The sequence below is a fragment of the Aquimarina sp. genome, from assembly GCF_977115655.1.
Genome location: NZ_CDSBKO010000015.1, coordinates 42,604 through 66,035, shown reverse-complemented (window position 1 = coordinate 66,035; position 23,432 = coordinate 42,604). Strand labels below are relative to the sequence as shown.

Here is a 23,432-nt window from a genome sequence, read left to right as displayed (position 1 = left end):
TCTATTGAAGATTAATTTTAAAAAAATCGGCAGGCGACTACTCAGGATTACAGCAATCATTGTACTCCTAATTCTTTTTGCCTACATATATTTATATATAAGACAAGAGCATTTTTTCTTTAACCCTAAAGTTTTAGAAAAAGATTATGTATATACTTTTGAACAGCCTTTTGAAGAGGTTACTATTCCTGTAGAAAAAGATGTAGCTTTGAATGCATTACTTTTTAAAACAAGTAATATTTCTAAAGGTGTTATTCTATATTTTCATGGCAATGCGGGAGCAATCCATGAATGGGGAGAGCGTGCTCCTTTATATACAGAAAATAAGTTTGACATACTGTTTTTTGACTACAGAGGTTATGGTAAAAGTGATGGTTTTTATAAAAAAGAGACCGAGCTATATCATGATGCACAAAAGGTATATGATTATGTAAAAACAAGATATAACGAAAAGAACATTATTGTTCTGGGGTTTTCATTAGGAACAGGGTTTGCGTCTTATATTGCTGCAAAAAACAACCCGAAGCTCTTGATCCTGGAAGCACCGTACTATGCCTGGGACAAATTTATAGCTAGCATAGCTCCTGTACCAAAAATGCTCATCAACTATGAGATTCCTTCTTATAAATTCTTAGCAAAAGTAACATGCCCTATATATATTTTTCATGGCTCTAATGACTTTTTAATCACCCCCGAAGAAAACTCTAAGCAATTAGAAGCCTTATATCCAAATAAAATAAAACATACCATGATCAAAGGTGCTGGGCATAATGGTATATATATTACAAAACAATACTATGATGAGATAAAAGAATTATTGAGGAGCTAATAAACAAATCATATACATTCTTAATCTATAACCTTATAAAAATCCATTTAGTTTTTGAAGAAATTATCCTCTTTATAATGAAAAATTATACCTAAAATATAAGGCAAAAATCTATTATATCTGGTTAAACTATTTCAAATACCAATGCTCCTTATATCTTTGTAAATATAATGATTTCATAAAAAACCAATAAAATATTACGTTTTACTACGTTTTTTATATTTATGATTAAGTTTTATTACATAATTCGAATTAAATCACTCTGCTCTTTTTTTAAAAACCCTTAACGAAAACCTAATAAATCGTTAATTTCCATCTTTATGTATTGTTAAACTAAAAAAGATCTTAGTTTTGCGCGCCAAACAAATTAAAACCTACTTAATTATGCATTTCTTTACATTACAACAACATTCTTATATTTACTTGAATAGCTATTTCTTTTTTCATATTTGAATTTCACTTAAGGCTATTTAAAGTTCTTATATAACAAAATTATTTATTTTCTTTTATTCAATCTTTTTATTTAGATGACCATATAAAATTGTCTTTTTTTGTCCCCCTTTTGAACCTACAATTGCTATAAAAAAACAATCTAATATAATTTTACAATCTAAATAGTCAAGATCTCTGTTATGTAACACATAAACAAGAAAACAGTCAGGAAATAAATAAAAAAAGAGGTTTTCTCTAGTATTGAGAAAACCTCTTTATATTAATTTACAAAAATATTTTTTACATCATTTTTAAATTAATGACCTCTTGCTCGGTAAGTATTCTCCAATGCCCGCGAGGTAAATCTTTTTTGGTCAATCCTGCAAAAATTACTCTATCTAATTTTACTACGCTATAGTTAAGGTGTTCAAATAGCTTGTGTATAATTCCGTTTTTGGAAGATTGTAACTGAATCCCTATTTCATTTTTACCTGCTCCTTCTATATAAGAAATCTCATCTACATTTATAAAACCTTCTTCCAGCTTAATCCCTTTCTCTATTTTTTGAAAATCTTCAAACTTAAGGTTACGTTCTAGCTCTACATGAAATATTTTACGAACCCCGCTTTTATGATGTGTTAGTTTTTTTTCTAAATCTACATCATTAGTAAACAAAAGTAATCCTGTGGTATTTCGTTCTAACCTACCTATTGGTTTTAATACCGATTTTGAAGCATTGGCGACCAAATCCATAACTGTTCTGGTTTTTTCGGGGCTTGTACTGGTAACAAAACCTTTAGGTTTATTAAGTAGTACATATTCTTTTTTGTAGGGTGTTATAAGTCTGCCATCAAACTTAACCTCATCGGTTAATTTTACTTTGTACCCCATCTCGGTTACTGGTTTTCCATTAACCCATACGCTACCTGTTTGAATATATAAATCTGCTTCTCTTCTGGAGCACACCCCAGAATTACCTACAAACTTATTCAGCCTCAATTCATCAGAATCTGAAATCTTTTTTGGTGCAGTAGTATTTGTTTTTTTTGCAAGTGTTTTACCTTTTACATACGGCTTATTCGCAAAACTTGGTTTCTTGTTATCCTTTGAGTTATCTCTTGCTTTTGGTATATCTTTTTCATTCGATTTATTTCTCGTTTTCCCTTCCTGTTTTCTGCTAGCTCTTTCTTTACCAGAATTATCTCCACGACTCATATCTTAATTTTTTTGCAAAGATAATTGTTTAAAGCATAGGTTCAACAACTATTCTTTGGCAAACCTAACCGTACTTTGTCTCTCTCTATTTATTTGTAACTGTGTTACATCTGGTCTTGAATAGTGCCCTACGGGATCAAAGTTTTGGCGTTCTTGCAATACTTTGTTAAAGTCCAAAGTTTCGATAAGCAAACCTTCTTTGTGCAAGACAGGTTCTAATATCCATTCTCCATCTGGTCCTGCTATGCATGATCCTCCATTTGCCAAAATATCGGGAGCTTTTTTTAAAATCTCATCCAAGTGCGGGGTTGTTTCAGGAAAATCTTCTTTTTTCATCAAACCAGACACCGATATTACATAGGAACGTGATTCTCTGGCTATAAAACGGGTAATATCTTTAGTATTATAATCACTACCTGGCCATACAGATACATGCAAATTTTCTCCTTGCCCATATAATGCTGCTCTGGGCAATGGCATCCAGTTCTCCCAACAATTTAACCCTCCAACAGTAAAGCACTTTAAAGAGTGTACCAAAAGCCCGTTCCCATCTCCTTGTGACCAACTTAACCGTTCTTCGTATGTGGGTTGTAATTTGCGATGTACAGATTTAATTTCTCCTGTTTGATCTATATACACCAAAGATGCATACAAACTATGCCCTCCTCTATCTTGTGGGCGTTCTATTATCCCCAAATACACCGCTATACTGTTTTTTTTTGCCAAATTGCAAATAGAATCCAAATCTCCTTTTTCAATTACAACTGCATTTTGTGCATAATGTGCATGAATCTCTTTTTGCATGGTATTGTTAAACTGCGCCCCGTCGGTTAGTGATATCCAAAACGGATACCCCGGCAAAAGAGTTTCGCCAAAAACAACCAACTCTGCCTTTTTAAAAGCGGCTTCAATTATAGTGCCTTCTATTTTTTTGATCGTACTTGCTTTATCCAACCAAACTGGTGCAATTTGTGCCAAGGCAACCTTTAATAATGAGTCTTTCATTTATTTCTTTAAATTATTGTGATACTGGCACAAGAAGTAGTTTAAAAATAGCTGAATTTATTTTAATTTTTTATGGATACCTTAAAAATTATAACAGAGATAACATTAACTCCTTTTATATTGCCTTTTTTAAAAAATAAAAACATTTGATTAACAAACGGTTAACACGTAAAAAATTGATTCACAAACCATTATACCTGTTCTGTGGCTTTATGGAAAAACCATAAATTAACATTAAGATAACATTGGGTTGTTGCCAAAAAATTAGCAATCCACAAACTTACAGTCTCAGCATTAAGAATTTCTTATCAGAGAATACATTTTTTATCTATATCCGAAAAGTAAACATATAAAAAGTATTTATTCTTCAAAGTTTAATTTAAGTTAAAATACACCTCTTTTAACCTAAACGTAATCATAGTAATACATTCTAATAAAGCCGAAAAGAAAAATAATGAAGTATCCCGTTATACATTTGTACTGTAAAATTGAAACAAAATAAATATTAAAATACTCCAATCTAAAAAACACAAAAATGAGAAAATTAACCGTTTTATTATTCGCAATCGTACTAGGAACAAGTTCAATCTTTGCTAACAACAGTACAGAAAAAGATTCTAACCAAAAAATAAGAGAGCAAATTGCTGTTCTTTTAGACAAACCTGAAATTAAATTATTAGAAACAGAAGAATTAATTGCAAACATCGAATTTACTTTGAATACTAAAGGTGAAATCGTGGTACTAAATGTAGATGCTGAAAAAGAATTAATACAATCTTATGTAAAATCAAGATTAAACTATAAAAAAATAGATGTTCTTAAAGCTCAAAATCTTAAAAACAAAATATTCCAAATTTCTTTACGAATCAAGAAGCCAATTGGAGCATAAAGTTAACCACTTATGATCAATAAAGCAGTTGTACCTGATACAGCTGCTTTATTTTTTACTTTAAAATCCTATCCATCACCATATTTAGATCTACCAGAATAATACTGAATGTTCCTGTTACAATGATTAGTTTTAAAATATTATGCAACCATATATAATGTATCCTTCCTTTGGATTTCCATAATCCAAACAAAAATGAAAAAAGAAGCACAATACAAGCATAAAAATACAGGTACATAAAACCAATTTCATATCGGGTAAGTAATAAATATACCGGAATACAGGATGCCAATACTAATATGCTTAAAATTCTTTTTGAAATTAACTCCCCATAAACAATAGGTATGGTTTTATAATTTTGAGCGAGATCTCCTCTAAGATTTCCCAGGTCTTTTATCATTTCTCTCATAACCAGTATTAAAAACAAAAATGTTGCATGAACAAAAATCACTTCATCAAAATTCTTATAATAAATAAAAACGGCAAAAAATGGGGTTATTGCCAATAAAGAGGCCGTTATATTGCCTATTATTGGAGATTTTTTAAGCTTATGTGAATAAAACCAAATTCCGAAAATATATAAAGAAAAGAAAATAACTGCTCTAAAAGAAACATAACTGGCACATACTACAGATAAAAAATTAAGAACAAAATATCCTGTTAGTTTGGTACGCTGGCTTACCAAACGATCCAACATGGTTTTTTGTGGCCGATTAATCAGATCTTTCTCTCTGTCATAAAAATTATTGATGATATATCCAGCTGCAATAACTCCTGCAGAAGCCAGAACAATTACAAATAAGTTAGGATCAAAAGCAACATATCGTAATCTAATGTGGGGTGCTAAAATAAAAATGGAAGTAAGATATTGCGCAAGTACTATAACCAGGATATTGTAGCCTCTAACTACAGAAAACAAACTTAAAAGTTTAAGAAGAACTAGTTTGTTTTTTCTGGAAAGCATATATTGTAACGCTTATTAAAAAGTATAAACTACTTCTAGCTTATAATCCTTAAGAGAGGCTTGTGCTTTATCAAAATCTTGCGTAAATCCTAAAATATATCCTCCTCCTCCAGAACCACATAATTTAAGGTAGTAATCGTTTGTATCGATACCTTTTTTCCATAAATTATGAAACTGTTTAGGAATCATAGGTTTAAAATTATCCAAAACCACATGAGAAAGCTCTTTAATATTTAAAAACAAAGATTTTACATCTCCTTTTAAAAAATCGTCAACACATGCATCTGTATATTTAACAAACTGGTTTTTAAGCATATTTCTAAAACCTTCCTGTTTCATACTCTCCATAAAAATACTAACCATAGGTGCTGTTTCTCCCACAATGCCACTGTCTAGTAAAAAAACTGCTCCTTTTTTACTTTCTATGCTTTGTGAAGGTATACCTGCTGGTTCTATATTATCTTTAGAGTGAATCAAGATAGGTAAACTAAGGTAACTGTTTAATGGATCTAAGCCCGAACTGCTACCATGAAAAAAAGATTCCATCAACCCAAAAATCTCTTTAAGTTTTAATAGTTTGTCCCTGGTAAGGTTTTCTAATACGGTTATTTTATTGGCTGCATATTTATCATAAATAGCTGCTACCAAAGCACCACTGCTCCCTACTCCATATCCTTGGGGGATACTACTGTCAAAATACATTCCTGATTGAATATCGAGATGCAGCTTTTTTAAATCAAACTGCACAACTCCTTTATTCTGGATATCTTCGAGATACGCTGCAAAATTTTTAAGATTTTTATTTGATTGTATAGCCTCCTGATTTGGGTTTTCAGAGACTTTAAGCGCTCCTTTAAAAAAATTATAGGGTATAGAAAGTCCTTTAGAATCTTTGATTATACCATATTCACCAAACAAAAGTATTTTAGAATAAAATAACGGTCCCTTCATTATTTTTGTAATTATATCTAATTTGTTTCCCTACTAAGGATAAAGTTACATTTTTTTTGCTCCCCATCCTATTTTGTCGCAAATATACTGCCCATTTTGACAATACGCAACTAACTCGCTAGTAATGAATCTTAAAACTTGATTTTTTTCAGAATCCGGGTATAAAACATGCACATTTGCCCCGGCATCTAATGTAAAACAAACTTTAGATCCTGTTGCATTACGATATTCCCAAATTTTTTGAATTACAGACAACGTATTTGGTTTCATTAGGATAAAATATGGCAAAGAAGTCATCATCATAGCGTGTAATGTTAATGCTTCACTTTCTACTACTCTAACAAAATCATCCAAATCTCCGGATTGCAATATTTCTTTTAATAAAACAATATTTCCAGAAGCTTGTTCGAACCGTTTGGCAGCAAAAGGATGTCCGTGCATTAAATCATGGCCTACAGTACTGCTTACTTGTTTTTCTTCTTTATCTATCAATAAAATAGTATCCTGATAGTTATCAAAATTTTGATGAATTGAAAATGGAAACGGCACAGCATAGGCATCATTACTTCCTTTAATGTCCGGATGTTTGCCCCAAACAGTAACGGGCCCCTGGATGCTCCTGCAAGCACTACCAGAACCTAAACGGGCCAAAAAAGAAGATTTTCTTAAAATTTCTGCTTCAGAGATATTCGGGTTTATACTTTGCTCCAGTTGCATCAGGCAATATGATAAGGCACTCATACCACTAGCAGAAGAGGCAATACCACTACTATGAGGAAAAGTGTTTGTTGTTTTGATTGTAAAAGTATATTCTTTTAAAAAAGGCAGGTATTTATATGTTCTTTCAAAAAAACTTTGAATTTTGGGTTTAAAATCTGGTTTTGGTTTTCCTTCAAAAAAAAGATCAAAATCAAAATTATCCCCCGCTACATTTCTTTTTTTATAATGCAGACCAGTAGTTGTTTTACAATTATCCAAGGTAAAACTAATAGATGCATTTTCAGGAATCTGCACTGGTCTTTTTCCCCAATATTTTACCAAAGCAATGTTACTTGGGGAAGTACAGGTTATTACTCCCGATTCAGGTAATTCTGAAACTATTAAAGAGGCGAACTCAGGGTAATCTGTCATAACTTACAATTAATTTTAAACAAAGATAAGTGCAATAGTATATTTTAAGGGTATTCGTGGTAAAAAATTGCTATTTTAGTACTATACTAACTAATAAAAATGAAGAAAAAGTTAATTCGTATCGGTATCTCGGTACTATTATGTTTTTTGATAGGATTTTTAAGTAGTATAGCTACCCGAACTTCTATTGATACGTGGTATACTACCTTAAACAAACCTTCTTTTACTCCTCCTAATTGGATTTTTGGACCGGTATGGACCTTACTGTATGTTATGATGGGAATCGCTGCCGGAATTGTCTGGAGCAAAGGTTTTTATCATAAATGGGTAAAAACTGCGTTATACCACTTTGGGTTTCAATTGTTGCTCAATGCTGCGTGGTCCATTTTTTTCTTTGGATTACAAAACCCTTTGATCGCATTACTGGATATAATAGCCCTGTTTATCCTGCTATTGTTTACGATCAAATGGTTTACAGTAGTTAATTCTGCTGCGGCTTACCTACTTATCCCTTATATTGTTTGGGTTGCTTTTGCAACTGCATTAAATTTTGGAATATGGCAACTAAATTAAAACAAAGAATAAGGAATAGGATTATATATGAGCAAAAAAGCAATAGTCTTACAGACTACTCTGGAATTAATAACAAAACAAGGGATTAGTGCTACTTCTCTATCTCAAATCATCAAAGAATCGGGAGTTGCCAATGGGACTGTTTACCACCATTTTAAAAATAAAGAGGAAATTATAACCGAGCTTTATATAATGTTGGCACAGGATTTTGGCACTGTTGTTATGCGTAATATCCCCGAAGATGATATAAAAAAACAGTTTACTATTATGTGGCTTAACCTTTTTTATTATTTTATAAACAATCCTCTTGCCTTTATCTTTTCTGAACAGATTGCACGTTCTCCCGAAATCCCTCAATCGTTAAAAGACAAAGCAAGGCAATATTATATTGAACTCGAAGAATATTTTAAGAACGGAATTAAGCAAAAAGTATTTAAGTCTTATAATACTTTGGTAATGGAAGAATTATTTTTTGGAAATGTAGTATCCTTGGTTAAAATTCATGAAAATGAACAGATAAAATTACAAGAAAAACATATCAATCAAGCTATTGAAATATCCTGGAGGGGATTCTTAAAGGACCAAACAATTATCTAACACTATTTATTGTTTGTTTTTTGATGAATATCTAATGGTATTTTAACTTTGAAATAGCACTAATAAATTATTTCTTTTTCCTCTATTCTTCGTTAAAAAATATAACCGTAACTACAGCTATGCTTGATACCAGATCAAGTCTGGTACAAATTTTTTGCCTTGAATACTTAAAAAATAAATTCAATTTCTATACGCACTATTTCAAAGTTAAAATGGTATTAGGTTGGTATATTACTATTTTGAGAATCCATTAAAATTGGATTCTCAAAATAGTAATTTCAATTTAATCTTGAAACAAGTATTAATTAAACATAATATTCACGCAGGAATCTTTATACAGTTTTTTTAAAACAAGTTCTACCGCTTTTCTGGAATCGTTTGCTTTTCCGATTCCTTCTCCTTTTAAGGCTATTTTTCCGGTATATTTATCCCAATAAAACTCTGTATTACTGGATTTAATAATACGTTTATTGTTTTTGGTCATTATCATAAAAGAATTAAGTTCCTGGCTATACTCAATTCCTGAAGGGTAATATATTTCGGTTACAAATTTGGTTGTTCCTTTTTCATATACATAGCAGACACACTCTCCTATATCTTTTGCTTCAGAAATCCTAATCATATTATTTTGAACAATCCTCCAACTGCCATTAGATCTTACTGCAACTATATCCATTAGCATAGTTCCTTTTTCGGCAATTTTTTTATTTATATAGGATTCATAATTTATCACAGCAGAAACGGTTCCTGCTTTTTCTTTTTGGTTTTGAAAAACAATTTTGTCCAGTGTTAGTTTAAACTTATAATTGTTATCATTGACAATATCATCTAATTGAGAAGAAATATCTTTTTTTTCATAATTTTTTCTCACTAAGGCTCCTGATAAGTTTACATAAACGGTATTTCCTCTATACTTATCATCAAATAAATTCAATACGTCTTCTTTTAGGGTTCCTTGAGTTAATGCATTCATCCTATTGATATAATCTACCAATATTTTTTTTACAGGATCCTCTTCATTAAATGCATATCCCTTTACAAAACCATTAAATAAAAAAATGACGGTTAATACAAGTGTAATTTTTTTCATATTAAATTTGGGGATTGGTTATACCTTATTAAGGTACAAAAAATTACACAGAATAACTAATGTTTATATAGTAACTGTCTATATCAAATTACTCAAATCCAATAATTTGATTATAGTTTTCAAGTTCCGGGTGGTTGCAGCAGATTTCAGTTTTTTTTCAAAGAAATTGTTAGTCAGCTTTGTTTTTCCATAACTATTTGCTGCATAAAAGTATATCACATTGCTTTTTATGATAAATTCTTCTGGTTTGTATGAATTAGATATTAGTTCTTGTACTCCTTGAGGATTTGGCATAGTAGAGAGAAGAGTAAAATACATGTTTTTACTGTCGATTTTTTCAGTTTTTAGTTTTTCTGAATATGGGTTATTATCATGAATATCTGCCAACTCCTCCTTGGTTAGTACCAAAACTGAGACCTCAAAGCCAAATTTTTTAAGGATTTCCTGTTCTATAATTGCACTTATCTCTTTTGAGTTTATTTCTTCATTCTTAAAAATCACATTTCCACTCTGTATATATGTAAGTACAGAGGTAAAGCCTAAATCTTCGAACATGGATTTAAGATCTGTCATCTTTATTATTTTTTGTCCACTTACATTGATCCCTCTTAATAAAGCAATATATGTTTTCATATAATTTTTTCTGAATTTATTATTCTTCAACAAACATAATACAATACCATTTATACTTTGAGTCCCTTATTCGCGGTCTCATTCCCAGAAGTATACCTTATATTCTTACTCTCTGTTTATTGATTTTACAGTAATAAAAAGCCTTTTCCTTTTCTGCTTCAATATAAACTTAATCAGATACTAACTTAGGTTGATATAACTAATATAACAAACATTTTTTATCGCTACAAAATTAGCTTGATGATATTGCTTGTGCAGCTATAAAAGCTCCTGTCCATGCGTTTTGAAAATTAAACCCTCCTGTAATTGCATCAATATTCAATACTTCTCCTGCAAAATACAAATTCTTATATTTTTTACTTTCAAAGGTTTTAAAGTTTACCTCTTTAAGATCAATCCCCCCTGCAGTTACAAATTCTTCTTTAAAAGTACTTTTTCCTTTTATTTTAAACACTCCTTGTGTTAGTTGTTGAGATAAAGCATTTAATTGGGATTTATTGGCATCTGCCCATCGGGTATCTTTTTCTATATCTGAAGCCAGAACTAAGCTTTGCCATAATCTTTTTGGTAATTCGAATTGTGTATAGGTATATATTTGTTGTTTTGGACAGGTTTCTTTAAGGGTCCCCAACATATCCAAAGCTTCTTGCTGTGTCTGGTGTTGCAACCAGTTTACTACGATTTCAAAATTATACTCTTTTGCATGAAGTTCTATAGCGCCCCAAGCTGAAAGTTTGAGTATTGCAGGACCACTCATTCCCCAGTGGGTAATTAACAAAGGTCCCTCGCTAGATAATTTTGAGTCTTTAACTTTTATAGCAGCATTGGTTACCACTCCTGGCAAATCTTTGATTCTGGGATCTTTGCTATTAAAGGTAAATAAGGATGGCACCGCATCCAGGATTTCATGTCCTAGATCCTGCAAGTGTTTCCATATTTTGGGGTTACTGCCTGTAGCAATCATTAGCTTTGTGGTTACAAAATTACCCTGACTGGTTTGTACTACCCATTCGTCATCTTTTAAATAAAAATCTTTAACCGCATGGTTTTTTAAAATTTCAATTCCAAGTCGTTTTGCTTCCGACAAAAAACATTCGATAATGGTTAAAGAAGAGTCTGAAACCGGAAACACCCTTCCGTCCTCCTCGATCTTAAGTGCTACTCCCCGTCGATCGAACCAATCCATAGTATCGCCTGTCATAAAGGTATGAAAAGGCCCTTTAAGTTCTTTTTCTCCTCTGGGATAGTTTTTACTTAATTCATTTGGTATAAACTCTGCATGGGTTACATTGCATCGCCCTCCGCCAGAAACACGAACTTTGGACAATACTTCTTTGCCTCGTTCTAAGATAGCGATCTTTAGTTTTGGATTATTTTCTGCTACATTAATAGCTGTAAAAAACCCGGCAGCACCGCCACCAACAATTATTACATCATACATCATTATACAAAATTCGGAAAATCTGTAATGATACCATCTACTTTCCAGATTTTTGATTGCTCGATTTGTGTTTTTGTATTTACTGTCCAAACATACACTTTGTATCCTTGCTCTTTTGCTCGTTTTACGGCATCCCGGGTTAAGAAAGCTATAGGAGGGTGTACCGAAAATGCATTCAGCTCTCTTGCTATATGTAACGCATTGGCTATATTTTGCTCGGTTAGCACTCCTACCCTAAAATTAGCAGTAATCATTTTTACTTCAAATAACTGCGGAGGATCAAAACTGGATAATATAAAATCTTCGTACCGCCAATTGCTATTTTTTATGTGTTTTTCTAATAAAGTTATAGCAGGAGCGGCTGTATTTTCTCCTTTTAATTCTACATTAAGTACACATTTTGCATCTATAAGATCCAAAACCTGATCCAGAGTAGGGATTAAAAACCCCTCGCTGGTAGTAAACTGCTGTAGTTCTTGCAAAGTATAGTTTGCTACGCTTCCTTTACCACTGGTGGTTCTGTCTAATGTTTCGTCATGAATAACTACTAGCTCCCCGCTTTTACAACAATGCACATCTATCTCGATACCATCTACCTTATGTTGTAAAGCAACTGCAATAGACTCTAATGTATTTTCTGCAGCTAAACCTGCTGCTCCGCGATGCCCAAATATTTTCATGAGAGTATACTTTTTCTTTTCTGCCAAGTTACTATATCTTTTGTTATATTATATTATTATAATATATAGTTTGTAAGGATTTGGAAGTTGTATTTTTTTTCTCGTTTTGTATCTTCTGGGCTTCGAGTGCCTCAGCCCACTGCAACCACGAATCCTGAGGTACTCAAAGAGTGAGTTTTGAGTACTCCAACCCTTAGTATACTTGACCCCAGCAACTGGGACGATACTTTTGATTGCCGGGAAGAGGTACTACACCGCTGGGAAAGGGTTTTATAGTGCCGGGAGAGCATTGCTAACTGCTGGGGAGAGTTATTGTACTTACGGGAATGGTAAACATACCTACGGGAAGCATTTTTTATTGCCGGGAAAGGGTTCTGTATAGCTGGGGACATAAAATAAGTTACGGGAATGGTAAATATAGTGCTGGGTTTCGAGAACCTCTGCCTGCAACGTATAACCACCAGCTCTGGATGGGCTTCGAGAGCCTCTGCCCACTGCAACCACGAACCCTGAAGGTGCTCGAATGGGTGGACTTCGAGAGCCTCAGCCCACGATATATAACCACTACGAACCCTGAGGTTCTCGAAGGGTGCCCAATTTTTGAGTATCCCTCTACGTTTTTATTCTTTTGCGATACCAAAACAGAATCAAGATTATAATACTTAATATTCCCAATCCCAGAATCCAATATAAAAGTGTGTTATTACTAAAAGGGATTGGTGCTGCATCGCCTACCAGATAAAATCCTGCCCAATAAAAAGGTTGGGTTCGGTGTATATTTGCGGTTGCCAGATATTGTAATTTTGCTTGCTGTAATGCTTTTGCTTTATTCATTCCCGCTTTTAAATTGGTATAAAAATGTTGCATAATCTCTGGAGTGGTTTGATCCGATACCTCCCAACTGGTTAGCACCAAACTTTTGGTACCTGCGTATTGAAAAGCTGTACCCAAACTCATAATCCCCTCACCCTTGGCTACTTTACCTGTACCGGTATTACATGCACTAAGTACGGTAAGCTCTGCTGGAATATCCAATGCAAATAACTCGTGACTATACAGCATATTATCTTCGATCGTATCGGTACTTTTGGTAAAATACAACTTAGAGTTTTCTGGTCGCTCATTATCTACCTCGCCATGCAAAGCAAGATGCAATATCGAATATGCATTTGCGTTTTTCTTAAAGTTTTTTTCTACTGCCTCTGCCCCAAAATAATACTGCCCATCGATGATAGACGATATTGCCCTGATCTCTTTGCGTGTGCCGGGCAGATCCTCTCCTGCATCTCTTAATGCTGCAAGACGCATCGTATTGGTTTTGGTCGCTTGCACACTATCTGAAAATGAAAATGCCAAACACTCCTGTTTCTTTTTTGAAGATATATTTTTATTGTCTCTTGAAAATAATACGTTTGCCGAATTTGCATACGATATCGCAAAATCCCTAAGTAAATAGGACAACTTTGCAGGATCGTTAGAAGTATCATTTTTAGTAAGCAACAACTCAAAATTAAGATGCCATAAAGGCCCATCGGGTATAATAAGGAGTTGATCGCCTGTGCATTGGTCTGCTACAGGGGCAATAAGTTGGGTATATAAGGTATGTGCTGCCTTTTTATATTCGCTTATCTCCTGACCGATAATTGCCTCTCGCAGTTTTTCTACCATAGTAGTAAGATGTGGTGTTTTTAACTCGTGTACGGTGTTTTTATTTTTGGATATCGTGAATACATAGGTAGTACTATCTGTTGTAAAAAATTCTAAAAGAGAGGTATGCTCCCCTAAATTACGTTGTATATCCCCAATACTGTTGCTGTTTTTTTGATGTTTTAACCGGTAGTATTTTGGATATTTTTTTTCTAACACTTCTGTTATGGAATCCTGCTGTCTGGCAATGGCAAAAAGCTGGTTTTCATAAGTAGTGATTTTTGAGGAGTCTATCTTGATCCCGGTACGCTCCTCTGTAATTTTAGATTGGTAAAAGGATCTATCGATACGCAACTGTTTTTCTAAAGCTGCCAGATTTGCAGGCAATCCCGTAAATTTTTTAGCATTAGATTCTGTTAAGATTTCTTGTAAGGTATTCGCCTTGCTTTTTTCGGCAAAATAAAAGGCTTGCTCCAGATATTTGGGATCTTTTTGTAAAGCATACTGTAAAAGCTGTCCTTTTATTGCTCCTTGGTATACTTTTTTTGCTTTTTGGGCAAAAGCTACTTTATCCTGATAATTGGTATAGGTTTGCCTAATATAATTAATTACGGTATCTGCTTTTTGATAGATACTATTTGCTTTTTTAAGATCCTCTACCTTCTTATTTTTCTCATAACTATATACATACGCTGCTGCCTGATCTTTCAGGGTGGTTAACAAGATATTCGGATCCCGATATTGCTCTATATTGAGTTTGTTTTTAGCAATGGCATCTTTTGGAATATAATTAGATTGTATTGCTTTTTGATAATACTCCAAACCTTTGGCAACGTCTTTTTGTGCAACATATACGTTTGCTATATGAGTATAGGTAAGGGCTACTTTGGGGTGGTATTCTCCAAATATACTGCGCCGTATTTCTAATACTTTTTGGTAGTTCTCTTTTGCTGTGGTATAATCCTTTATTTCAAAATACGTATTTGCAAGAGTTTCATACGAACTTGCTACATCCGGATGCTTCTCCTTAAATACGTAAGTCCTGATCTTTAAGGACTTGTTATAATAATATAGTGCAGAATCGTATTGCTTTTTAGCATGATATAACGCTCCTATATCATTATATGTTTCTGCTATTTCAGAATTATTTTTATCAAATAACTTTGTTCGTATACCTAAGGCTCTTTTATAATATAATAGTGATTGCTTATAATCCCCTTTTAACCGGTATATATTCCCTATATTATTATAATTAAGAGCTACTAAGTAATCATATTTCTTTCCTCTTTTAACATTAGCATGAAGTGCTTTTTTATAATACTTTAAGGCTTTATCATATTCTCCTCTATATTTGTATATAACCCCTATATTATTATAAACTGTGTAGGACTTTTTCTTATCCTGTTCAGATAAATTATTTCTAATAGCAACCGCTTTATTATAATATATCAATGCTTTATCATATTCCCCTTTTTGTTTATAACAAATTCCTATTAAATTGAAGGCGCTCGCAATCAAAGAATGTTCTTCTCCATAAATATTCCTTAAAATAAATAATCTTTTTTTAAAGTAAAAAAGTGCTTTATCATATTCTCCTTTTTTTCTATACACTCGTCCAATGTGATCATTATTATTTGCAATTTCTGTGTGATTTTCATCTAATATTTTACTTCTTACAACTAGGGACTCTTTAAAATATAGTAAGGCGTTATCAAACTCTTCTTTTCTATAATATGTTAGACCTATACTGAATATAGAATTACCTATTTCAACATGATTACTATCCAATACTTTTTTTTGAATATTTAATGTTTTAAAAAAGTACTGCAATGCAGTATCATATTCTTGCAAATAAAAATGGATAGCACCTATAGTATAATAAGAACCTGAGGTGCTATGATGATTTTCTCCAAAAATTTTAATCCTCAAATCCAAAGCTTTTTGTTCGTACTGCATTGCTTTATCATATTCTCTCATTAGCTGATATATCCAACTAAAATTACTATATGCATTTGCAATAAGCGGGTGATTTTTTGGTAAAATGGCTAATCGAATTTGTAGTGTTTTTTGAAAAAAATCTAAAGCTGTTTTATAATCTGAATGATGTAAAGCATGGTATTTCCCTAAATTGTAATATGTATACGCCTTTTCTCTTTTATTTCTGCTTAAGTATGTTGTACTAATCTCTAATGCCTTATTAGCATTCTTTAAAGATTCTTCATATTTAGAATCTAGGATATAGCTTTCGGCTATTTTATTATAACATCGTGCTACTCTTTCCCATGCTTTTGCTTTTTGATAGATAGGTAGTGCTTCTTTAAAAAGCGCTACCGATTGTGTATACCTCGTCTGTGTTAAAAGCGAGTCCGCTTTTGTAAAATATTGGGCCGCAACAATAGTATCGGTTGCTTTTTGGCTATATCCAAAAATGGTACATAAAAAAACTAAACCCCTTATAAAATATACCATTGTTTTATGTGGTAGTATCGGTATTCCCATTTATATTCTTTTCTTATTTTTTATTTTCTTTTTGTGTTTTCCGGGCTTCGAGAGCCTCTGCCCACTGCAACCACGAATCCTGAAGGTGCTCGAATGGGTGGACTTCGAGAGCCTCAGCCCACCAGAACCGAACCCTGAGATTACTCGAAGGATGCGCTTCGAGTGCCTCTGCCCACCAGAACCGAACCCTGAGGTTACTCGAAGGGTGCGCTTCGAATGCCTCAGCCCACCAGAACCGAACCCTGAGGTTCTCGAAGAATGCGCTTCGAGTGCCTCTGCCCACCAGAACCGAACCCTGAGGTTACTCGAAGGATGCGCTTCGAGTGCCTCTGCCCACTGCAACCACGAACCCTGAGGTTCTCGAAGGATGCGCTTCGAGTGCCTCTGCCCACTGCAACCACGAACCCTGAGATGCTCGAAGGATGCGCTTCGAGTGCCTCTGCCCACTGCAACCACGAACCCTGAGGTACTCGAAGGGTTAATTTCGAATGCCTCTGCCCACCAGAACCGAAGAGTGAGGTTACTCGAAGGGTGCGCTTCGAGTGCCTCTGCCCACTGCAACCACGAACCCTGAGGTACTCGAAGGATGCGCTTCGAGTGCCTCAGCCCACCAGAACCGAACCCTGAGGTACTCGAAGGATTAATTTCGAATGCCTCAGCCCACCAGAACCGAACCCTGAGGTACTCGAAGGGTTAATTTCGAATGCCTTAGCCCACCAGAACCGAACCCTGAGGTACTCGAAGGATGCGCTTCGAGTGCCTCTGCCCACCAGAACCGAAGGGTGAGGTACTCGAAGGGTGCTCAATTTTATAAGTACTCCTCAAAATCGATTATAAAAATAAGGTTTTCAGTAATGATTTCTCTTTAAGATTAATAGCAAAGAAACTAAATTTGTTACTTTTACTGTCCGATTAATTTATTTAAAAGGTAACAATCCTCAACTATAGAACATATACTTATGAGTAATACTACCGAAGAGCAGAAAATTTTGGAAGGTATCGTTGCAGGAGATGAAATGACCATAACAAAATTTTATAAAAAAAACCTGCCTTATGTACGAAAGTATATACTACAAAATCTTGGTAATGAAGAGGATGTAGAGGATGTTTTTCAAGACGCGATGATTTTTATCTATCAGAAATTAAAAACAGATTCTCTGGAGATACATTCGTCTATTCGCACTTATTTTTATGGTGTGTGTAAAAATATTTGGCGAAACAAAGTAAGAAAAAATAAAAGACTGGTACTTACAGAATATTTACCCGAGGATATTAAAATTATAAGTCCTGCTGTTCTTAAAGATTTAGAATGCAAAGAACAGGAATATATATATTATAAGTATTTTTTAAGACTAAGCAATACTTGCCGTGAGGTACTTTGCTTACTTTTTCAAGGAATGAGCATGAAGGAAATTGCAAAAATAACAGGGTATTCTGAAGGGTATACCCGAAAGAAAAAGTTTGAATGTAAGCGGCATTTGATAGAAATGATAGAAAAAGACCCTGTATATCCAGAGTTACAAGATAACCCTGTAAAAGAATAGATTTATGGAAAGAACCCCGGAAATATTTGAAAAAATAGAAGCGTACCTCAGCAATTCGTTGTCCACAGAGGATTCTATTGCTTTTGAACAAGAACTAACCGCCAATACAGAGTTACAACAAGAGGTAGAAAAACACAGGATAATGCACACTATTCTTGCAGATCAGGACACTCTTGCTTTTAAAGAAAAATTAATAAGTATTAGTGCTAAAATAAAACAAGAAGAAACTGCCAATACTGCTTTGTTAACCAATAGGTTTTCTTTATTTAAGATTGCTGCTTCTATAGTTGTGTTATCGGGAGTAGGGGTTTTATTATGGCATATAGTATACACCAAAAATCAAACACGGGATTTGGACTTGTATAGCGCCTATTATGAACCTTATCCCGTTGAAGATATAATTAGGGGAAAAGTCAACAAAGATGCAGAAAAAGTTGTTAAACATTACAACAACGGATCTTATGACTCTGTGGTCTATACACTAGAAAAACATCCCGGGTTAAAAGAACATCAAGCTTTACAAATATATTTGGGCAATAGCTATCTAAATACAAATCAAGAAGAAAAAGCCGCTAAAGAATTTAAAACCATAACCGGCAAAGGAAAATACTACGAAATTGCCCAATGGTACTTATCGCTAACTTACTTAAAATTAAACAAGTCCGGAAAAACTAAAACCCTGCTTAAAGAAATCATACAATATAACGGTGCCTATAAAAATAAAGCACATCGATTGCTTATGGCAATGGAAAAATAATTAAGATTACCGTATTTCCTTTTTTAATATTACTTTATTAAGGTTTTAGTATTTCCCAAACTATTTCTCAAAGCGAGCTCCAAGGTATGCCTTTAAAAATATATTTTATTTTGAGGTAATCCGTTAGGAATTAAACCCTTGATAAGGGGTTAACATCTACAAAACTGCTTTTCCTTTTAACCACAATTTGGTTCTGTAATAAGTGGATTTGGAAATGCCAAATTTTTTACAAATATCTTCCATATCTTTTTTAGGGTTATCCTCCAAATATTTATCTACTTCGATTGTTTTTTGAAAAGCTCTTTGGCCTGGCCCCTTAGGACGCCCTTTACCATGTAGTTTTTCGTCCTGCATTATTTTCTTTAAATTCTTCAAGTCCAAAATAACCTCTTCATGATCCAAAGACCTCATTCCTTCTTTTGTTTTAATAACCCGAAGGGTAATCGTAGCTATAACACCTTTGCTTTGCTCCCTTATATAGTTGTAAACAAAAATAGAAGCGTTATATTTTTTATAATCCTGTACTAGAACCTTATTTTTTATTAAATCAAGAATTATCTTTTCTTCTTTGGCTATTATATCCAGCGTTTCGGGTTCATTAGCATATAATTCTATATCATTTTCATTTTTTTGGGATCTTTCCCAATTCTTTCTTGCCAAATACCCAACAAGAGACATTATTTCAGTTTCAGAAGCTAGGCGTAATTCAAAATCATAATTTTTTTTAAAATCATCTTTCATATTATAAAGTATTTTTCTGCTACAAAAATCACTATTTATTATTATAGCCAGTTAATTAGTAAACTCACTGAATATGAGGCTTTTATTTAGTTTTATGGTTTGCCCTAATATTGTTTATTGTTGATCGTATTAATAAAAAACTAATCTTCTTTTACACTTCAACATTGATTTAATAAAAACCTCATATTCTTTTTTTTATGTTAAAAACACCATATCATGGTAACATAACCTGTTGTAAAGACATACACTTATAAAATCCCCAAAGATAAATATTGATTAATAAAATAATTCAGTCTTTAAATAAATAGTTATGAACGTTATCATGAAAAACATTGAGCTTATGGAACGAATCGATCAACTGGTTCGTATGAAAGCCACAGGAAACCCTGTAGAATTAGCTAAACGATTAGGTATTTCAAAAACAAAGCTTTATAGAACCATCAAAACTATGAAAGCTTTAAATGCTCCTTTAGAATATGATTGTAGCATGCAAAGCTATATATATGTTAAAACAGTAGGGTTTAAGTTTGGCTTTTTTACTAAAGAAAGAAAAGAGAATCATACTTTTTTGCCAGGGTAAACTCTAATCTGTCTTAGATTCAAAACCTACTGAGGAATATTTTTTATTCCATTTAATACCATGTTTAACTTTGAAAAAGGAATAATTTATTAGTATTGTTTTAACCTTAAACATGGTATTCTCCGGATTTAAAAAGATGTGTTAACCAAAACTTTTGAAAAGTAAAATATTGATTTTCAAAAGTTTTGGTTATCCTACTATTTTATGGTAGTATATTATTTAAAGGCAGACATCCCGGTAATATCCATTCCTGTTATCAATAAATGGATATCATGTGTTCCTTCATAAGTAATAACACTTTCCAGGTTCATCATGTGGCGCATAATACTATATTCGCCTGTAATCCCCATTCCTCCCAGAATTTGTCTGGCTTCTCTTGCTATTTTTATTGCCATTTCTACATTGTTACGTTTTGCCATAGAAATTTGCGCACTAGTAGCTTTACCTTCATTTCTTAGCACTCCTAATCGCCAAGCCAGTAATTGTGCTTTGGTTATTTCGGTAATCATTTCGGCAAGTTTCTTTTGTTGCAATTGTGTTGCCCCAATAGGTTTATCAAATTGTATACGCTCTTTTGCGTATCGTAATGCGGTATCATAACAATCCATAGCGGCACCAATGGCTCCCCATGCGATACCATATCGAGCAGAATCCAAACATCCCAACGGTGCTCCAAGCCCGCTTTTATTAGGCAATAAATTTTCTTTTGGAACTTTTACATTATCAAATATCAACTCTCCTGTTGCAGATGCTCGCAGTGACCATTTATTATGTGTTTCTGGAGTGGTAAACCCTTCCATACCCCTTTCTACTACTAACCCATAAATCCTTCCTTCTTCATTTTTTGCCCATACTACTGCAATATCTGCAAATGGAGCATTAGATATCCAAAGTTTAGCTCCATTTAAAAGGTAATGATCTCCCATATCTTTAAAATTAGTAGTCATCCCTCCCGGATTAGATCCATGATCCGGCTCTGTAAGGCCAAAACACCCTATAAACTCTCCCGATGCCAATTTAGGCAAATATTTTTTTCGTTGTTCTTCAGAGCCATACTTCCAAATAGGATACATTACTAATGAGGATTGTACAGAAGATGTAGACCGCACACCAGAGTCTCCTCGTTCTATTTCTTGCATAATCAAACCATAACTTATCTGGTCTAATCCAGCTCCGCCATATTCCTCTGGTATATAAGGACCAAAAGCTCCAATTTCTGCAAGCCCGCTAATAATTTGCTTAGGAAACTCTGCTCGTTGTGCAAAATCTTCTATAATAGGAGACACTTCGCGTTTTACCCAACTACGAGCAGCATCTCTAACCATTTTATGTTCCTCGCTTAACAATTCGTCTAGCTGGTAATAATCTGGCGCCTGGAATAAGTCTGGTTTCATCTGTTTTTTTATTTATTGTTTTTCAACAGCAAGATATAATATACATAATCATTATTTTGCTCTATACTATCATAGATCAAAAATTTTGTCATGTCCTATTACGTAATCTTTTCAAATATTTTCAAAAGGCACTGTACACTAGTGCTAAACAAATGTAGGTAATGAAAAAAAAGCAACCAATTTTTTTGTCATTTTTAAAACCAACAGATCATTATTATGATAAATTTAATCTATTTGAATCAAAAAAGACTTAATACATAACCATTATATGTATTTTTTCTTTAAAAAAAGGTCAATTTGATTTTTTTTGTAAAACAAAAATTATTGCAATCTATTCTATTTGAAAAAAAGCAAACCTGATTTGTTCTTTTTTATGCTTATCCTTTTTTTAGTCCTAAAGATTACACTGAAATTCGTGTACAAATTCCGCAACTTATAGTTTTTTTCTACACAAAACCTTGTTTCCAAAAAACACAATAAAGCTTCAGTGTAACATACAAATAACTGAGCAACAATTATTTAAAAACAATTCAATACTCCGTTGTCCAAGTGGCATAATTATTCCTTTAGATAAAAGCATAACAGTATATATACAAAGAATATTAAAACTTAAATTTATAAAAATGAAAAATTTATTTGTATTACCAGTATTAGCTTTTGGATTATTTGCAGGAACTCAAACTATAAATGCTCAAGAAGTAGCGTTTAATGACAATGCAGAGATAATTATACCTATGCAAGATAAATATATTGATCTTGCCGTTGAAAACCTACCTCAACCAGTTCTGGATGCTGTAGCAAAAGATTATGCAGGAGCTACAATTGAAAGTGCCGGTGCTAAAGAAGATGCATCAGAATTCAAATTGATAATAAAGCAAGGTGATAAAGAGATGGAAGTTTACTGCGATGCAGATGGAAACTGGGTTTCTAAAAAATAAACTTCATTGAAAATTAAGAGTTTTACTTTATGACAAAAAAGTTAAACTTTGTAGAGTGATTGAATTTAGAAAAGGAAGGTTGCAATATATCTTCCTTTTTTTATATGCTTGTTTTACAGTATTTTATATTAGAAATAGTTTTTTACATTTTTACATAAAAATCTTTGGTAAGGTTAATATATGCCTGGGTATATTGGTGTCTGGAGTTTTCTATAATTAACTCATCTGGTTCAAAATATTGTCGTTCTTTCCCTAATAACAACAAACTTCTTTTAATTTCAGAAGATGGCGTTCCTTTTACACGGGTAATTTTTTGAGGAAACAAACCTGCTTGTTCAGCTATAGTAAGAATCCTTTCTTCTTCTTTATATGGTAAGATTAATGCAAATTGCCCTTTATCCGACAACAATTTTGCTCCTCCTGTTAACAAATGTTCAAAAGGCAAAGCATCTTCAAATCTGGCTATATCTCTTTTTAGGTCAGAAGATTTATACTCTTCTACATAAAAAGGAGGATTACTAATCAATAAATCGTATGTATCCTCTATTTCTTCTACAAATTCCTGAAATGATGCATGGTAGCAAAACAACCGGTCTCCCCAAAAAGATTCTTCAAAATTTTCGACTGCCTGTTCATAAGCATCTGCATCTATTTCCAGAGCATCAATAATCTCTGCATGGCAACGTTGTGCTGCCATTAATGCAATCACCCCTGTTCCCGTTCCTATATCTAAAACAGAAATTACAGATTCTTTGATTGGTACCCAGGCACCAAGTAGTACGCCATCTGTGCCAATTTTCATTGCACAACGATCCTGCTGAACGGTAAATTCTTTGAATTGAAAAGGCTTATTCATAGCAATAACATATCCTAAACATGTTTTTATACTTTTTTATCAGGAT

The 23,432-nt window shown here is 33.3% G+C and carries 21 protein-coding genes; 8 read left to right on the top strand and 13 right to left on the bottom strand.

Going from position 1 to position 23,432, the window contains the following annotated elements:
• The first annotated feature begins 4 nt into the window (after positions 1–4).
• Positions 5–829: an alpha/beta hydrolase gene (locus ACZIYX_RS08610; protein WP_462681809.1), complete on the top strand. Its 825-nt coding sequence runs from the start codon at positions 5–7 to the stop codon at positions 827–829.
• Between the two features lie 732 nt (positions 830–1,561).
• On the opposite strand, the gene ACZIYX_RS08605 is transcribed toward ACZIYX_RS08610, so the two are convergent.
• Together ACZIYX_RS08605 and ACZIYX_RS08600 are read right to left on the bottom strand one after the other, a co-directional pair.
• Positions 1,562–2,476 carry a pseudouridine synthase gene (locus ACZIYX_RS08605; protein ID WP_462681808.1) on the bottom strand — a complete coding sequence of 305 codons (915 nt, stop codon included), beginning with the start codon at positions 2,474–2,476 and terminating at the stop codon, positions 1,562–1,564.
• Between the two features lie 48 nt (positions 2,477–2,524).
• On the bottom strand, positions 2,525–3,481 hold the full coding sequence (locus tag ACZIYX_RS08600; RefSeq protein WP_462681807.1) for a carbon-nitrogen hydrolase family protein: 957 nt from the start codon (positions 3,479–3,481) through the stop codon (positions 2,525–2,527).
• 535 nt (positions 3,482–4,016) lie between these two features.
• Between ACZIYX_RS08600 and ACZIYX_RS08595 the strand changes: the two genes are divergently transcribed.
• A complete protein-coding gene (locus ACZIYX_RS08595) occupies positions 4,017–4,370 on the top strand; it encodes a hypothetical protein (protein WP_462681806.1) in 354 nt (117 codons plus the stop codon).
• A 55-nt stretch (positions 4,371–4,425) separates the two neighbouring features.
• Here ACZIYX_RS08595 and ACZIYX_RS08590 read toward each other — a convergent pair whose 3' ends face one another.
• Genes ACZIYX_RS08590 through ACZIYX_RS08580 form a run of 3 tightly spaced genes read right to left on the bottom strand, consistent with a single transcriptional unit; the run spans position 4,426 to position 7,416 of the window.
• Positions 4,426–5,334, bottom strand: coding sequence for a geranylgeranylglycerol-phosphate geranylgeranyltransferase (locus tag ACZIYX_RS08590; protein WP_462681805.1), 909 nt, complete (start codon positions 5,332–5,334; stop codon positions 4,426–4,428).
• A gap of 15 nt (positions 5,335–5,349) precedes the next feature.
• Entirely contained in the window at positions 5,350–6,285 is a 936-nt protein-coding gene (locus ACZIYX_RS08585) for a mevalonate kinase family protein (protein ID WP_462681804.1), read from the bottom strand.
• A 45-nt stretch (positions 6,286–6,330) separates the two neighbouring features.
• Positions 6,331–7,416 carry a diphosphomevalonate decarboxylase gene (locus tag ACZIYX_RS08580; protein WP_462681803.1) on the bottom strand — a complete coding sequence of 362 codons (1,086 nt, stop codon included), beginning with the start codon at positions 7,414–7,416 and terminating at the stop codon, positions 6,331–6,333.
• Between the two features lie 99 nt (positions 7,417–7,515).
• On the opposite strand from ACZIYX_RS08580, the gene ACZIYX_RS08575 reads away from it, so the two are divergent.
• Positions 7,516–7,989 carry a TspO/MBR family protein gene (locus ACZIYX_RS08575; protein ID WP_462681802.1) on the top strand — a complete coding sequence of 158 codons (474 nt, stop codon included), beginning with the start codon at positions 7,516–7,518 and terminating at the stop codon, positions 7,987–7,989.
• Positions 7,990–8,016: 27 nt separating this feature from the next.
• A complete protein-coding gene (locus tag ACZIYX_RS08570; protein ID WP_462681801.1) occupies positions 8,017–8,586 on the top strand; it encodes a TetR/AcrR family transcriptional regulator in 570 nt (189 codons plus the stop codon).
• Between the two features lie 301 nt (positions 8,587–8,887).
• Here the strand turns inward: ACZIYX_RS08570 and ACZIYX_RS08565 are convergent, their stop codons facing one another.
• The 5 genes from ACZIYX_RS08565 to ACZIYX_RS08545 form a co-directional block, all read right to left on the bottom strand.
• A complete protein-coding gene (locus ACZIYX_RS08565) occupies positions 8,888–9,676 on the bottom strand; it encodes a hypothetical protein (protein WP_462681800.1) in 789 nt (262 codons plus the stop codon).
• Between the two features lie 78 nt (positions 9,677–9,754).
• Positions 9,755–10,309 (bottom strand): DUF1697 domain-containing protein, encoded by a 555-nt coding sequence (locus ACZIYX_RS08560; protein WP_462681799.1) that lies wholly within the window; start codon positions 10,307–10,309, stop codon positions 9,755–9,757.
• Positions 10,310–10,541: 232 nt separating this feature from the next.
• Positions 10,542–11,756 (bottom strand): BaiN/RdsA family NAD(P)/FAD-dependent oxidoreductase, encoded by a 1,215-nt coding sequence (locus ACZIYX_RS08555; protein ID WP_462681835.1) that lies wholly within the window; start codon positions 11,754–11,756, stop codon positions 10,542–10,544.
• Positions 11,753–12,430, bottom strand: coding sequence for a glycerophosphodiester phosphodiesterase (locus ACZIYX_RS08550; protein WP_462681798.1), 678 nt, complete (start codon positions 12,428–12,430; stop codon positions 11,753–11,755). Before ACZIYX_RS08550 ends, ACZIYX_RS08555 begins: the two co-directional genes overlap by 4 nt.
• Before the next feature lie 612 nt (positions 12,431–13,042).
• Positions 13,043–16,546: a tetratricopeptide repeat protein gene (locus ACZIYX_RS08545; RefSeq protein ID WP_462681797.1), complete on the bottom strand. Its 3,504-nt coding sequence runs from the start codon at positions 16,544–16,546 to the stop codon at positions 13,043–13,045.
• Positions 16,547–17,535: 989 nt separating this feature from the next.
• On the opposite strand from ACZIYX_RS08545, the gene ACZIYX_RS08540 reads away from it, so the two are divergent.
• Positions 17,536–18,120 (top strand): RNA polymerase sigma factor, encoded by a 585-nt coding sequence (locus tag ACZIYX_RS08540; protein WP_462681796.1) that lies wholly within the window; start codon positions 17,536–17,538, stop codon positions 18,118–18,120.
• A 4-nt stretch (positions 18,121–18,124) separates the two neighbouring features.
• Entirely contained in the window at positions 18,125–18,877 is a 753-nt protein-coding gene (locus tag ACZIYX_RS08535; RefSeq protein WP_462681795.1) for a hypothetical protein, read from the top strand.
• Between the two features lie 156 nt (positions 18,878–19,033).
• On the opposite strand, the gene ACZIYX_RS08530 is transcribed toward ACZIYX_RS08535, so the two are convergent.
• Complete coding sequence (locus tag ACZIYX_RS08530) at positions 19,034–19,618, bottom strand: hypothetical protein (protein WP_462681794.1); 585 nt, start codon at positions 19,616–19,618, stop codon at positions 19,034–19,036.
• Between the two features lie 340 nt (positions 19,619–19,958).
• On the opposite strand from ACZIYX_RS08530, the gene ACZIYX_RS08525 reads away from it, so the two are divergent.
• Positions 19,959–20,198, top strand: a complete 240-nt coding sequence (locus ACZIYX_RS08525) for a hypothetical protein (RefSeq protein WP_462681793.1) — start codon at positions 19,959–19,961, stop codon at positions 20,196–20,198.
• A gap of 215 nt (positions 20,199–20,413) precedes the next feature.
• On the opposite strand, the gene ACZIYX_RS08520 is transcribed toward ACZIYX_RS08525, so the two are convergent.
• Complete coding sequence (locus tag ACZIYX_RS08520; protein WP_462681792.1) at positions 20,414–21,592, bottom strand: acyl-CoA dehydrogenase family protein; 1,179 nt, start codon at positions 21,590–21,592, stop codon at positions 20,414–20,416.
• A 623-nt stretch (positions 21,593–22,215) separates the two neighbouring features.
• Here ACZIYX_RS08520 and ACZIYX_RS08515 point away from each other — a divergent pair.
• Positions 22,216–22,530 (top strand): hypothetical protein, encoded by a 315-nt coding sequence (locus tag ACZIYX_RS08515; protein WP_462681791.1) that lies wholly within the window; start codon positions 22,216–22,218, stop codon positions 22,528–22,530.
• Between the two features lie 142 nt (positions 22,531–22,672).
• On the opposite strand, the gene ACZIYX_RS08510 is transcribed toward ACZIYX_RS08515, so the two are convergent.
• A complete protein-coding gene (locus ACZIYX_RS08510) occupies positions 22,673–23,386 on the bottom strand; it encodes a tRNA1(Val) (adenine(37)-N6)-methyltransferase (protein ID WP_462681790.1) in 714 nt (237 codons plus the stop codon).
• Positions 23,387–23,432: the final 46 nt, after the last annotated feature.